14 protein-coding genes are annotated in these 12732 nt (G+C 60.6%); 11 read left to right on the top strand and 3 right to left on the bottom strand.

Annotation, left to right across the window (positions count from 1 at the left end; genetic code table 11):
• Window positions 1-35 precede the first annotated feature (35 nt).
• The 3 genes from JFT86_RS23210 to JFT86_RS23200 all read right to left on the bottom strand — a co-directional run bounded on the left by JFT86_RS23210 (window position 36) and on the right by JFT86_RS23200 (window position 1701).
• Window positions 36-305, bottom strand: coding sequence for a type II toxin-antitoxin system RelE/ParE family toxin (locus tag JFT86_RS23210; protein ID WP_201233662.1), 270 nt, complete (start codon window positions 303-305; stop codon window positions 36-38).
• Window positions 295-486 carry an antitoxin gene (locus tag JFT86_RS23205; RefSeq protein WP_201238498.1) on the bottom strand — a complete coding sequence of 64 codons (192 nt, stop codon included), beginning with the start codon at window positions 484-486 and terminating at the stop codon, window positions 295-297. The genes JFT86_RS23210 and JFT86_RS23205 overlap by 11 nt, the downstream gene beginning before the upstream one ends.
• Before the next feature lie 267 nt (window positions 487-753).
• The gene (locus tag JFT86_RS23200; protein WP_201238497.1) at window positions 754-1701 is read right to left on the bottom strand and encodes a transporter; all 948 of its coding nucleotides are present in this window, start codon (window positions 1699-1701) and stop codon (window positions 754-756) included.
• 211 nt (window positions 1702-1912) lie between these two features.
• Here JFT86_RS23200 and JFT86_RS23195 point away from each other — a divergent pair, with 211 nt between their 5' ends.
• From JFT86_RS23195 to JFT86_RS23145, 11 genes are all read left to right on the top strand, one after another.
• Window positions 1913-2953: an AraC family transcriptional regulator gene (locus tag JFT86_RS23195; RefSeq protein WP_201238496.1), complete on the top strand. Its 1041-nt coding sequence runs from the start codon at window positions 1913-1915 to the stop codon at window positions 2951-2953.
• A gap of 230 nt (window positions 2954-3183) precedes the next feature.
• Entirely contained in the window at window positions 3184-4071 is an 888-nt protein-coding gene (locus tag JFT86_RS23190; RefSeq protein ID WP_201238495.1) for a Dyp-type peroxidase, read from the top strand.
• A 10-nt stretch (window positions 4072-4081) separates the two neighbouring features.
• Window positions 4082-5050 carry a Gfo/Idh/MocA family oxidoreductase gene (locus tag JFT86_RS23185; protein ID WP_201238494.1) on the top strand — a complete coding sequence of 323 codons (969 nt, stop codon included), beginning with the start codon at window positions 4082-4084 and terminating at the stop codon, window positions 5048-5050.
• Window positions 5051-5260: 210 nt separating this feature from the next.
• On the top strand, window positions 5261-6013 hold the full coding sequence (locus tag JFT86_RS23180; RefSeq protein ID WP_201238493.1) for a GntR family transcriptional regulator: 753 nt from the start codon (window positions 5261-5263) through the stop codon (window positions 6011-6013).
• Window positions 6010-7740 (top strand): fumarate reductase/succinate dehydrogenase flavoprotein subunit, encoded by a 1731-nt coding sequence (locus JFT86_RS23175; protein WP_201238492.1) that lies wholly within the window; start codon window positions 6010-6012, stop codon window positions 7738-7740. The genes JFT86_RS23180 and JFT86_RS23175 overlap by 4 nt, the downstream gene beginning before the upstream one ends.
• 27 nt (window positions 7741-7767) lie before the next feature.
• A complete protein-coding gene (locus tag JFT86_RS23170; RefSeq protein WP_003225615.1) occupies window positions 7768-8013 on the top strand; it encodes a ferredoxin family protein in 246 nt (81 codons plus the stop codon).
• Between the two features lie 230 nt (window positions 8014-8243).
• Window positions 8244-9668 carry an ABC transporter substrate-binding protein gene (locus tag JFT86_RS23165; RefSeq protein ID WP_201238491.1) on the top strand — a complete coding sequence of 475 codons (1425 nt, stop codon included), beginning with the start codon at window positions 8244-8246 and terminating at the stop codon, window positions 9666-9668.
• Between the two features lie 136 nt (window positions 9669-9804).
• Window positions 9805-10587, top strand: coding sequence for an ABC transporter permease (locus JFT86_RS23160; RefSeq protein ID WP_201238490.1), 783 nt, complete (start codon window positions 9805-9807; stop codon window positions 10585-10587).
• The gene (locus JFT86_RS23155; protein WP_201238489.1) at window positions 10587-11435 is read left to right on the top strand and encodes an ABC transporter ATP-binding protein; all 849 of its coding nucleotides are present in this window, start codon (window positions 10587-10589) and stop codon (window positions 11433-11435) included. Before JFT86_RS23160 ends, JFT86_RS23155 begins: the two co-directional genes overlap by 1 nt.
• A complete protein-coding gene (locus tag JFT86_RS23150; RefSeq protein WP_201238488.1) occupies window positions 11432-12394 on the top strand; it encodes a HEAT repeat domain-containing protein in 963 nt (320 codons plus the stop codon). Before JFT86_RS23155 ends, JFT86_RS23150 begins: the two co-directional genes overlap by 4 nt.
• A complete protein-coding gene (locus JFT86_RS23145; RefSeq protein ID WP_201238487.1) occupies window positions 12391-12669 on the top strand; it encodes a DUF971 domain-containing protein in 279 nt (92 codons plus the stop codon). Before JFT86_RS23150 ends, JFT86_RS23145 begins: the two co-directional genes overlap by 4 nt.
• Window positions 12670-12732: the final 63 nt, after the last annotated feature.

Genomic DNA, 12732 nt, shown 5'->3' with positions numbered 1-12732 from the left:
GCCGCCCTTTTTTTGCGCGCATTGATCAAGAGCGCTCATGGATACTCTTGTCGGGCATGCAAAACGTTCAGGATCTCGATCCGATTGGTAATCCGGTACACCACCACATAGTTTGGGTGGACGACGATTTCCCTGGTGCTGGGTGCTCGTCCGAATCGATAAAGGTAGGGATGTTCCGGAAGGGCCGAGGTAGCAACCTCGATGGCTGCGTGCAGTTGGCTGGCCGCAACAGCGTTACGGTCAGCGATGTAATTGAGAATTTGCCAGAGTGCAGTGCGAGCTTCGGGTCGCCAGTCAACCAGCACTGAGTTTGTTGAGTTTCAATTCGATGAGGGCACGCATCTCGGCCATCACCTGATCGTGCGGAATGCTGGGACGCGGGTCATCAATCGAGGCTTGCACCTTGGCACGAAACCAGCGGTCATAGCTCGCGGCCTGCTCTTCAGATTCAAATTCAGAAACGATGGGGGAAAGTTCGGCGCTCATAATGACCTCCATGATCAATGTGAAGCAGTCTAAGGGGGATGTGGCTCGCTGTCGTCACTGGCAGGACGAAGTGCGCAGTGTCCCGTAGTGCTTGTGCTAAAGATGTCAGACGTTTCTTTCGCGCGATGAGGAATTCCAATCGCTGTTGTAGGCTCGTTCATAGCCGCCTGTAGGAGCTGCCGAAGGCTGCGATCCTTTGATCTTGCTTCTCAAAAACACAATCAAAAGATCGCAGCCTTCGGCAGCTCCTACAGGGGGTAGCGGTGGTCAGAAGGCGTAGGGGATGCTGACTTTGGCCCAGAGCATTTCCCCCTCCGGTCGGTTCTCCACGTCGAATTCCTTGGCCCAGCGAATCTCCGCGCTGGCGTATTTGAGGAAAGTGAAGTGCAGCGCCGGACCAATCGCGAACACCTTGCCACGCACCCCGTCGTCGACGTCCTGCCCGGCAAACTGCACGGTGTGGCCGAACTGTTTGTCGTCGGTGGTCTGCTTGAGGTAGTAGCCGTTGATGCCGAGCATCAGGTCGTCGGTGATCTTGTAACTGGCGGAGTAATCGAAGTGGAAGATCTGCCCGGACTTGTAGTCGGTGTCCTTGTTTTTCTCGTTGAAGCTGTAAGTGGTCTTCATCGACACCTCGGTCTTGTCCGTCGGCAGCCAGGTGAAGGAGAACAGCGGTTTGTAGGTGTAGAAATTGTTGCTGGTGTTGGCCAGCCGATCGACGCTGTATTCACCGGTCGGCACGGTGACTTCCAGGGCGGCGCCGAGGGTCAGATTCTTGCCCATGTCCCACAGAATGATCGGCGCGACGGTGGTGTCGCCCATGCCTTCGCGGGTGTCGCTGAGGCCGAACACCGAGACTTCCTGTTTCAACCACGGCTGGGCGATGTAGCCGGCCAGGCGTCCGCCGAATAGGCGCACCGGGCTTAGATAATCGAGGCGTGGAATCACCGCGGTGGACTCGATCTCGACATTCGGCACTTTGCCGCCAAACGAGCTGATGTTGAGCTTCGTCGCCTTGTAATGGTTGTAGTAGAGGTTGAACGCGACCATGTTCTCCGGAAGGCTGTCGACTTCCAGTGGCAGCATGAAGAAGCCGTCGGTGCCGGGGCCGATGTTGTCGACGCCGGCTTCGGTGGCCAGCGCCGGCAGGGTTGCGGTGCAGCCCAGGAATGTCAGGGCCAGGCGGCAACGGTAAGTCGCGCGGTTCGGGTTCATATCCGTCCTCATTATTATTGTGATTGGGCGCAACGCCGGCACGCAGGACGCCCGGCACTATAGAAATAAGCGCTTGGCGCCCGACAGGGCAGGGTATTGGCGGACAGTTAGGGGGACTTCTGCGGACAGTGCGCCAACCCTGTGCTAACTTCTTTCGACATAACCGGTTACAAAAATAACAATCAAGCGTGCTCCGGAATGTCTCGCCCCCATGAACGTAAAAGTCCAAGACCCGACCTTTGAACTGGCGCTGGTCTCGCCGTTTCTCCTGCAAACCCTCGCCGAAGTCGCGCAGAACAAGGGCGTCGACCCCGAAAGCCTGTGCCGTGGCCTGGGTTTTACTCTCGAAGATTTGCAGGATCCGGCGCAGCGGATTTCCTATCGCCAGGCTGTGGCGATGATTCAGCGTGCGCTCAAGGTGCTGCCCAATCAGGGCCTGGGCCTGTGGGTCGGCGCGCAGAATGTACTCGGCACGCTGGGGCTGCTCGGCCATGTTCTGTCGCTGTGCAAGACCTTGCGCGATGCCTTTGCCCTGGGGATTCGCCATCAGCACACGTCGGGCGGGATTGTGGTTTCGAGCGCCGATGTGGTCGGTGAACAGGTGCATCTCGATGCCGAATGCCGCTTGCCGTTCGCCGATGTCCAGGTGTTCGCGGTCGAGGAGTTTTTCGCCAGTCTGCTGGTGTACGGTCGAGCGCTGGCGGGGGCCGATTTTCAGGCAATTGCCGTGGAGTTCGTGCATGCCGCACCGGATTACCTGAGCGAGTATCACCGCCTGCTTGGGCCGCACGTGCGCTTCGGTTGCCTGCACAATCGCATGTTGATCGACGCGCAATGGCTAGACGTCAACCTGCCCAATCACCACTCGCTGGCGTTGCGTCAGGCGGTGGCGTTGCTGGAACTGGAAGCGGCGCAGGTGCATCAGAAGCTTGATCTGATTCAAGCCGTGGAACGCGCGATTGCCCGGGACCTGAGCCGGGGCAGCCATATCGAAAAGATTGCCGGTGACCTGAACATGAGCAGCCGCACGTTGCGCCGGCGCCTGACCGAGCATTCGCTGACCTTTGAAGCCTTGCTGGAGCAAGTGCGGCAGGCGCGGACGATGAGTCTGCTGGCCAATCCGGACATGCCCATCGAGCGGATTACTGAAGAAGTCGGCTACAGCGATGTGCGCAGTTTTCGCCGGGCGTTCAAGCGCTGGACGGGAATGAGCCCGAGTGCGTGGCGGGTTGAGAGCAGCACAACGGTTTAGATGAACCCTGTGGCGAGGGGATTCATCCCCGATGGGTTGCGAAGCGGCCCCAAAAACCTGCAAGCGCGGTTTTCTGGAAGACGGCATATACCTGTTTTGCGACGGCTGCGCCGCCGATCGGGGATAAATCCCCTCGCCACAAGGGAACTTCGTGCTTAGTACATCAGCGTTTCAACCACACAAACCGTCTGGCCACAGGTAAACTCCCGCGCACTTTCCAAGGAGTTCACATGAGTTACTACCAGCCGGGCATTCTCGCCACCCCTGTTCCTGCGCAAGCACGTCACCTGTTTTTCGCCCTCGAATCGGTTGCAGCACTGCCGCAGGCGATCGACAACCTGATGAACCTGGTGGACGGCCAATCGGCGGTGGTCGGTTTCGGTGAGTCCCTGACCAAAGCCCTCAATGTGGAAATCGACGGCCTGCGCAGCTTCCCGGCCATGACTGGTGTCGGCGTGGAAAACCCGTCAACCCAGCATGCGTTGTGGGTCTGGCTGCACGGCGTTGACCGTGGCGAGTTGCTCAACCGCTGCAATGCCTTCGAAGCCGCACTGGCTCCGGCCCTGCGTCTGGCAGATGTGCAGGAAGCCTTCCGCCACAAGGACGGCCACGACCTGACCGGCTACGAAGACGGCACTGAAAACCCGCACGATGACGCAGCCATCGCCGCTGCATTGCTGGGTGACGGTGCCGAAGGCCTGGTCGGCGGCAGCTTTGCCGCGATCCAGCAATGGCAGCACGACCTCAAGGGTTTCCATAAGCTGTCCGCCGAAGACAAAGACAACATCATGGGCCGTCGCCTCAGCGACAACGAAGAGATCGACGACGCGCCGGTTTCCGCCCACGTCAAACGCACCGCGCAGGAAAGCTTTGCGCCGGAGGCCTTCGTCGTCCGCCGCTCGATGCCGTGGATCGAAGGCGACCGCGCCGGCCTGATGTTCCTCGCGTTCGGTTTTTCGCTGGATGCCTTCGAAGCGCAACTGCGCCGCATGAGCGGTCTGGAAGACGGCATCACCGATGGTCTGTATCGCATCAGCCGTCCGATCACCGGCGGTTACTACTGGTGCCCGCCGCTCAAGGACGGACATCTGGATCTGCGCGCTTTGCGCATCGGCTAAAGGTATGAACATGGACGTGGTGCGTTGGGGCATGATCGGTTGCGGCAGTGTCGCTGAACGCAAGAGCGGGCCGGCCTTCTACAAGGCGCCTGGTTCTGCGCTGGTGGCAGTGATGGGCCGACGTCTTGAGGCCGTGAGCGATTACGCCGCGCGCCACGGCATCGCCCGGGTCTACACCGATGTCGACGCGCTGATCAATGATCCCGAGGTGGACGCGGTGTACATCGCCACGCCCCCCGACAGCCACCACGCTTACAGCCTCAAAGTCGCTGCCGCCGGCAAGCATTGCTGCGTGGAAAAACCCATGGCGCTGAATGCCGGGCAGAGCCGCGAGATGCAGCAGGCGTTTGCCGACGCAGGCCTGCACCTGTTCGTTTCCTACTATCGCCGTTCGTTGCCGCGTTTTGCGCAGGTGCGTCAGTGGCTGGAGCAGGGCCGCATCGGCGAGGTTCGGCACCTGAGCTGGACGCTGACCAAGGCCCCGTCAGCGGCGGATCTGGACGGCAGCAACAACTGGCGCACCGACCCTGCGGTGGCCGGAGGTGGTTACTTCGCTGATCTGGCCAGCCATGGTTTTGATCTGTTCCAGTATCTGCTTGGCGACATTGTTGAGGTGGCTGGTTTCACGGCGCGTCAGGCCGGTTTGTATGCTGCGGAAGACGCCGTCAGCGCCAGTTGGCGATTCGCCTCCGGGGCGCTGGGCATGGGCTGCTGGAGCTTTGTCGCGGATCGGCGCGAGGATCGGGTCGAGATCATTGGCAGTCGTGGGCGGATCAGTTTTTCGGTATTCGATGAACATCCTGTTCAACTGCATGCGGATGAAATCGTCAGCCTGGAAATCCCCCATCACGAGCATATCCAGTGGCACCACGTGCTGGGCATGAACGCGCACATTCGTGGCGAATCACAGCATCCTGCCGTGGCCGAACAAGCGCTCAAGACCGACTGGGTCATGGACCAGATCCTCAAACGCCAGTAGCTCACAATCCCCCTGTAGGAGTGAGCCTGCTCGCGATAGCGGTATATCAGGTAAAAAATCGTTGACTGACACTCCGCTATCGCGAGCAGGCTCACTCCTACAAAGAGCAAACCTGTGAAGCATCTAAGGTTATGCCCAAACAATATTTCTCAACCTTGTCACAACATCTCTAAGATCACGTCATAACTCGTTATAACAAGTGATCCCGTGATGACCGATAACGTTCTCTCCCTCAGTAGCGTTCCGCTGCACACCCAACTGCGCGACGTCCTCCGTGCGCGCATCCTCGATGGCGAATACCCGCAAGACAGCCAGATGCCTTCCGAAAGCGAACTCGGCACGCTGTTCAAAGTCAGCCGCATTACCGTGCGCCAGGCCTTGGGTGATCTGCAGAAAGAAGGGCTGATCTTCAAGATTCACGGCAAAGGCACCTTCGTTGCCAAGCCGAAAACCTTTCAAAACGTCAGCAGCCTGCAAGGGCTCGCCGAGTCCATGACCGGGCGCGGTTATGAGGTGATCAACCGCCTGCGCAGTTTCAAATTCATCCCCGCCGACAAACGCGTCGCCGAGCGTTTGCAAGTCGCAGAAGGTGAGACCGTGGCGCAGATCAAACGCGTTCGGCTGATCAACCGCGAGCCGATCTCGCTGGAAGTCACCTACCTGCCCAAAGCGGTCGGCGAACGGCTGGAGAAGGCTGATCTGGTCACCCGCGACATCTTCCTGATCCTCGAAAACGACTGCGGCATCGCCCTCGGCCATGCGGATCTGGCCATCGACGCGGTGCTGGCCGACAGCGACCTGACCCAGGCGCTGAACGTCGAGGCCGGCTCGCCGATCATGCGCATCGAACGCCTGACCCACGACGCCAATGGCCAGCCGCTGGACTTCGAACACCTTTACTACCGTGGCGATGCGTTCCAGTACCGCCTGCGGATCGACCGGCAAAAAGGGGAGCAGGCATGACGCGCAACACGCTCGAACAGGAATACGACATCGTCGTGATCGGCGGTGGCACCGCCGGGCCGATGGCGGCCATCAAGGCCAAGGAAAAAAACAAGGATTTGCGTGTGCTGCTGGTCGACAAGGCCAACGTGAAACGCAGCGGCGCGATCAGTATGGGCATGGATGGCCTGAACAACGCGATCATTCCCGGGCACTCGACGCCGGAGCAGTACACCAAGGAAATCACCATCGCCAATGACGGCATTGTCAATCAGGCAGCGGTGTACGCCTACGCCACCCACAGCTTCGAAACCATCGAACAGCTCGACCGCTGGGGCGTGAAGTTCGAGAAAGACGAGACCGGCGATTACGCGGTGAAAAAAGTCCATCACATGGGCGCCTATGTGCTGCCGATGCCGGAAGGGCACGACATCAAGAAGGTCCTTTATCGCCAGTTGAAACGCGCCCGGGTGAGCATCACCAATCGCCTCGTCTGCACGCGTTTGCTGACAGACGAGGAGGGCGCCGTCAACGGTGTGATGGGCTTCGACTGCCGTACCGCCGATTTCCATGTGATCAAGGCCAAAGCGGTGATCCTCGCGTGCGGTGCCGCCGGGCGTCTCGGTCTGCCGTCGTCGGGTTATCTGATGGGCACCTACGAAAACCCGACCAATGCCGGCGACGGTTACGCGATGGCCTATCATGCCGGGGCCGAACTGGCGAACCTCGAGTGCTTCCAGATCAACCCGTTGATCAAGGATTACAACGGCCCGGCCTGCGCTTACGTCACCGGCCCGTTGGGTGGCTACACCGCCAACAACAAGGGCGAACGCTTCATCGAGTGCGACTACTGGAGCGGGCAGATGATGTGGGAGTTTCACCAGGAACTGGAGAGCGGCAACGGCCCGGTGTTCCTCAAGCTCGATCACCTGGCCGAAGAAACCATTCAGAACATCGAAGAAATCCTGCACAGCAACGAACGCCCGAGCCGAGGCCAGTTCCACGCCAATCGCGGCACCGATTACCGCACGCAGATGGTCGAGATGCACATCTCCGAAATCGGTTTTTGCAGCGGCCATTCGGCGTCCGGGGTGTGGGTCAACGAGCGCGCCGAGACGTCGGTGAAAGGTTTGTACTCGGCCGGCGACATGGCGGCGGTGCCGCACAACTACATGCTCGGCGCGTTCACCTACGGCTGGTTCGCCGGGCACAACGCGGCGGATTTTGTCGCCGGGCGCGAGTTTTCTACGCTGGATGCCGAGCAGATCGAAAAGGAAAAGGCCCGGGTCTATGCGCCGCTGGATCGTGAACACGGTCTGCCGCCGGCACAGGTCGAGTACAAGCTGCGCCGCTTCGTCAACGACTACCTGCAACCGCCGAAAGTGACCAAGAAGATGCAGATCGGCCTGCAACGCTTCAGCGACATCGAACGCGATCTCGAGCAGATGAAAGCCAACAATGCCCACGAACTGATGCGCGCGATGGAAACCAGCGTCATTCGCGACTGCGCCGAAATGGCCGCCCGCGCCTCGTTGTTCCGTGCTGAAAGCCGTTGGGGGCTGTACCACTATCGCGTCGATCACCCGCAGCGCAATGACGCTGAGTGGTTCTGTCATTGCCATCTGAAGAAGGGCGAGGACGGCCGTATGACCAGTTTCAAGAAAGCCGTCGAGCCGTACATCATCCCGCTCGATGCCGAAGAAATGCAGGCCTATGACCGCTTGCGGGTGGGCGCCTTCGCCGCTTGATACATCAATCATCAACGAGTCCGAACCATGGCCTATCAAGCTCAGGAAATCTTCTTCCGCTCCAACGCCCCCGTCACCGTGGACGAGGACAAATGCATCGCTGAAAAAGGCTGCACGGTGTGCGTCGACGTCTGCCCGATGGACTTGCTGGCGATCAACCCGGCCACGCAAAAAGCCTACATGGCGTTCGATGAATGCTGGTACTGCATGCCCTGCGAAAAGGATTGCCCGACGGGTGCCGTGAAAGTCGACATTCCTTATCTCCTGCGTTGACTGACAGGACGCCATCGCTGGCAAGTCGAATCGTCGCACCGCAGCTCCCACAGGGATTTTTGTTCGGACATAGATCTTGCAAACACCCGAAAACCCTGTGGGAGCTGGCTTGCCAGCGATGAGGCCGGCCCAGACAACCAAAGCCATCCGGTGAACCCCGGACGCTGAAATAACCAAAAACCCCTCGTTTCCCACCGCGCCCTGATCGCGGCGGAGACGAACTCAAATAAATGATTCGAGGGGAAACACTCATGTTGCGTGCAGCAATCGCCGGTCTGGTACTGGCTTCGTTCACCGTGTCGGCCTCGGCCGAAACCATCCGCATCGCCATCGGCACCCAGGACACCACCATCAATTGCGCCGCAGGCGGATTGTTAATTCGTGAGCTCGGTCTGCTCGACAAATATCTGCCCCACGACGGCGCCTACAAAGACGCCAAATACGATGTGCAGTGGAAGAACTTCACCAGCGGCGCGCCGCTGACCAACGAGATGGTCGCCGGCAAACTCGACTTCGGTGCCATGGCCGACTTCCCCGGTGCGTTCAACGGTGTGGCGTTCGAAACTGCCGGCAAACACAGCCTGTTCATCAGTGTGCTGTCGGGCAGCATCAAGGGCAGCGGCAACGGCATCGTCGTGCCGAGCGCGTCGGGCGTGCAGTCGCTGAGCGAACTCAAGGGCAAGACCATCTCCGTGCCATTTGCCTCAACCGCCCACGGCATGTTGCTGCGCGCGGTGGCGGAGCAGGGCTGGGATCCGCTGAAAGATGTCAACATCATCGCCCAGCCGCCCGAGGTCGCCGGCTCCGCACTGCAGGCCGGCAAGATCGACGCCCACGCCGATTTCGTGCCGTTCGCCGAGCTGTTTCCCAGCCGTGGTTTCGCTCGCAAGATCTACGACGGCGCCCAGGCCAATGCACCGACTTTCCATGGCGCGCTGGTGGATCAGGCGTACGCGAAACAGTACCCGGAAATCGTCGTCGCCTATCTGCGTGCGAGCATCGAAGCCAACCAATTGCTCGCCGCCGAACCTGAGAAGTACAGCGAGCTGATCGCCAAGGTCACCGGCGTCGATGCCGAGGTCAATTACCTGTTCCACGGCCCGCTCGGCGTGCAGACCCGCGATCTGAGCTGGAAGCCGGAATATCGTCAGGCCGTTGGCACCGCCATTGATACGTTGAAGCTGCTGAAGAAGGCCGATCGTGGCCTCGATCTGAACACCTTCATTGACGATCAATACATCCGGGCGGCGTTCAAGGCGTCGAATCTGGATTACACCGCGCAACTGGCCAACTACACGCAGACGCCGCTGAAGGCCACGGATGCGGTGACCGGTAAAGCGATCACCGACTTCAGTCACGTCGCCGAAATCTGGGTGCGCGGCGAAGACAAGGTGCGCCAGTACGCCTCCGCCGAATCAGCCTTCACTGCGCTCGCCGCACTGAAGCAGGAAGGCAAAAACATCCGCGCGGTGTATGCGCAGGCCAGTGACAGCGGGATCAAGTTACTCGCCGATCAGGCGTGGTTTGCCAGCGATGCCAAGGGTCGCTTGAGTGCGTTCCTGCTCAAGGGCCAGGCGCAGCAATTTGCAGCGGCGCAAGGCGGCAAGGTTTTCGACTTCACCGATGCGACGACCCAAGCCGTGGCCGTGCGCTAACCCCAATTACGCCGCGTTCCCCTGTAGGAGTGAGCCTGCTCGCGAAACGGTGTGTCAGACAACACAGCAACAACTGGCATACCGCTATCGCGAGCAGGCTCACTCCTACAGGGATTTGGGTTTAAGAGGAATTACTGTGTACCGATCCTATTTGCGCTGGGTCCCGCGAGCCGCCTCGCTACTGCTCTGCCTGCTGTTCTGGCAACTCGCCGCCAGCCACCACTGGAACCTCGGCCTCGTCACCTTCGCCAACGTGCCTACACCCTTGGCCGTCGTCGAAGCTGCGCTTGGCCTGGGCGACTCCGGCAAATTTCTTCAACACCTCACTGCCAGCCTCAGCCGAGTTTTCGCCGGTTATCTCGCGGCCGGGCTGATCGGCATCGCTTTGGGCCTGGCCATCGGCCGCTCGAAATGGGCTGAAGACTTGCTGTTGCCGCCACTCGAAGTCCTGCGCCCGATCCCGGCTGTAGCGTGGATTCCGCTGGCCATCCTGATGTTTCCGTCCTCTGAACTGTCGATGGTTTTCATCACCTTCACCGGCGCACTGTTCCCGATCCTGCTAAACACCGTGCACGGCGTCGAAGGCGTCGATCCACGCCTGATTGCTTCGGCGAAAAGCCTTGGGGCTGGGCGCCGGGCGATCCTGCTGGAAGTGATTCTGCCGGGCGCTGCGCCGAGCATCATCACTGGCCTCGCCATCGGCATGGGCACGTCGTGGTTCTGCCTGGTGACGGCCGAAATGATCTCCGGGCAGTTTGGCATCGGTTACTACACCTGGGAGTCCTACACCATTCAGAACTACGCCGACATCGTCGTCGGCATGCTCTTGATCGGCGTGTTGGGCATGGGCAGCAGTCTGCTGATCAAACGCCTCGGCGGGTTGTTCACGCCCTGGCATCGACCGCGAGGAAAAGCCTGATGAGCGTGATGCAAACCCCCGAAGGGCGGATAGACATTCGCCAACTGTCGATTGTCCTTGGTGAAGGGCGTGAAGCGTTCGAAGCGGTTCAGGGGCTCGATTGCCAGATCGAGCCGGGCCAGTTCGTGTGCATTCTCGGCCCGTCCGGTTGTGGCAAATCGACTCTGCTTGGAGCGCTGGCCGGGCATCTGCGCGCACGCTCCGGCAGTTTGAAAGTCGACGGCAGCGAAGTGTCCGGGCCGTCGCCACAGCGCGGCATGGTGTTCCAGCATCACACGCTGTTTCCGTGGCGTTCGGTGCGCGACAACGTTGCCTTCGGCCTGAAAATGCGCGGCATCGGCAAAACCGAGCGCCATCGCGCTGCCACTGAAATCCTCAAACTGGTCGGTCTCGAAGACTTCGCTGAACGCTGGCCTGATCAACTCTCCGGTGGCATGCAACAACGCGTCGAGATCGCCCGCGTGCTGGTCAACCGCCCGCGCCTGTTGCTGATGGACGAGCCGTTCGGTGCGCTGGATGCACTCACTCGGTTGAACATGCAGGAACTGCTGCTGGATATCTGGACGCGCATCCGCACCACCGTGGTGTTCGTCACCCACGACATCGATGAGGCGTTGTTTCTCGCCGACCGCTTGCTGGTGATGAGTGCGCGGCCGGGGCGAATCATCGAAGATTTGCGCCTCGACTTCGCCCGGCCACGTACCAGCGAATTGGTCACCAGCCCCGAATTCTCGCGACTCAAGCGCCACTGCCTCGACCTGCTGCGCCACGACAACGACCGACCGCTGCCGCGCCTCAATCCGCTCGGTCTGCCTCCTGAAAACCCTTTGCCGCGATTTGCCCTATGACCTCTATTTTTGCTGTGACCGATAACCAAGACATACTTGCCCTGCAACCACGCCTGACCGCCGAAGACGCGGGTGTGCGGCGGATTGCCCTGATTGATCTGGCGGATCTGGAGGAGCCGGATGGCTTGCTCTGGCTGGTTGATCGTCTCGGTCAGGATCCCGCCGAAGAAGTCCGCGCTGAAGCTGCGCGGTTGCTGGAGGCCTGGGAGGAGCAACCGGTCGTTCAAGCCTTGTGTGAAGCGCTGACCGATCCGTCGCCCGCCGTGCAATCCGCCGCCGCCCAAAGCCTGAGCCTGCTCAAGACCGAAGGAGCGGGGCGGGTGATTTTGCCGTGGACCGATCATGCCGACATCGCTGTGCGTATCGCCGCGTTCCGCGCCTTGCGTGAACTGCGTTTCGCCGATGCCGCGCCGGCAGCCATCGCGGCATTGCACGATGCCGATGCCAATGTGCGCCGCGAAGCCGTGGGTGTACTCGGCTGGCTCAAGCAACTCGACGCTTTGCCAGCCTTAGCGCGATTGGCCAGCGACGATCCGGACACCGAAGTCCGCCGCGCCGCGACCGGTGCGCTTGGCCTGGCCTCTGACGCTGACGTTCTGCCGGCCCTGCGCCAGGCCTTGCAGGACAACGCCTGGCAAGTGCGCGAGGAAGCCGCGACAACCTTGGGCAAGGTCGGCCACAGCGACGCCGGCCCGGCACTGGTCGAAGCCTTGAACGACGACTATTGGCAAGTGCGCCTGCGCGCTACCCGCAGCCTCGGCCGCTTGCGGTTTGCACCCGCGCGGGACGCCCTGATCGAGACCCTCGGCCACCGCATCAGCAACCTGCGCAAGGAAGCCGCGCTGGCCCTGGGCGAGTTGAATGATCGCGGCGCCGTGGCGGCATTGCAGGCCGCGCAGGATGACGGTGATCCGGAAGTGCGCAAAGCCGTGCGGATTGCCTTGAGTCAGTTGCAATGAACCCGCTGTCGGTGGGCAACTCACAGAGCGAGCAGATGCTACGGCTGAGTTGGCCGGACGGCCGCGAACAGCAGCTCAATCACGCCGAGTTGCGCCGCCAATGCCCGTGCTCGCAATGCCGCGCGTTTCGCCTGCGCGGTTCGACTCCGCAGGTCGATGACCGCGTGCGCATCATCGAACTCAACCCCCAGGGCTACGGCGTACAACTGATCTTCAGCGACGGCCACCAACGCGGCATCTACCCGTGGGCCTACCTGGCAAACCTCAGTCCTTGATACACCTCAGCCCCTGTAGGAGTGAGCCTGCTCGCGATAGCGGTGGATCAGCCAACATCATTG

The sequence above is a fragment of the Pseudomonas sp. TH06 genome (assembly GCF_016651305.1).
Classification (GTDB): Bacteria; Pseudomonadota; Gammaproteobacteria; order Pseudomonadales; family Pseudomonadaceae; genus Aquipseudomonas.
The sequence above is the reverse complement of the archived record's forward strand: the minus strand, read 5'-3'. Positions and strand labels throughout refer to the sequence as shown.

Bases quoted from the DNA above. Each gene is read 5' to 3' on its own strand.
- JFT86_RS23155 (WP_201238489.1), top strand. From the start codon at position 10,587: ATGAGCGTGATGCAAACCCCCGAAGGGCGGATAGACATTCGCCAACTG.
- JFT86_RS23190 (WP_201238495.1), top strand. From the start codon at position 3,184: ATGAGTTACTACCAGCCGGGCATTCTCGCCACCCCTGTTCCTGCGCAA.
- JFT86_RS23180 (WP_201238493.1), top strand. From the start codon at position 5,261: ATGACCGATAACGTTCTCTCCCTCAGTAGCGTTCCGCTGCACACCCAA.
- JFT86_RS23170 (WP_003225615.1), top strand. From the start codon at position 7,768: ATGGCCTATCAAGCTCAGGAAATCTTCTTCCGCTCCAACGCCCCCGTC.
- JFT86_RS23200 (WP_201238497.1), bottom strand. From the start codon at position 1,701: ATGAACCCGAACCGCGCGACTTACCGTTGCCGCCTGGCCCTGACATTC.
- JFT86_RS23175 (WP_201238492.1), top strand. From the start codon at position 6,010: ATGACGCGCAACACGCTCGAACAGGAATACGACATCGTCGTGATCGGC.
- JFT86_RS23185 (WP_201238494.1), top strand. From the start codon at position 4,082: ATGGACGTGGTGCGTTGGGGCATGATCGGTTGCGGCAGTGTCGCTGAA.
- JFT86_RS23165 (WP_201238491.1), top strand. From the start codon at position 8,244: ATGATTCGAGGGGAAACACTCATGTTGCGTGCAGCAATCGCCGGTCTG.
- JFT86_RS23195 (WP_201238496.1), top strand. From the start codon at position 1,913: ATGAACGTAAAAGTCCAAGACCCGACCTTTGAACTGGCGCTGGTCTCG.
- JFT86_RS23150 (WP_201238488.1), top strand. From the start codon at position 11,432: ATGACCTCTATTTTTGCTGTGACCGATAACCAAGACATACTTGCCCTG.
- JFT86_RS23205 (WP_201238498.1), bottom strand. From the start codon at position 486: ATGAGCGCCGAACTTTCCCCCATCGTTTCTGAATTTGAATCTGAAGAG.
- JFT86_RS23145 (WP_201238487.1), top strand. From the start codon at position 12,391: ATGAACCCGCTGTCGGTGGGCAACTCACAGAGCGAGCAGATGCTACGG.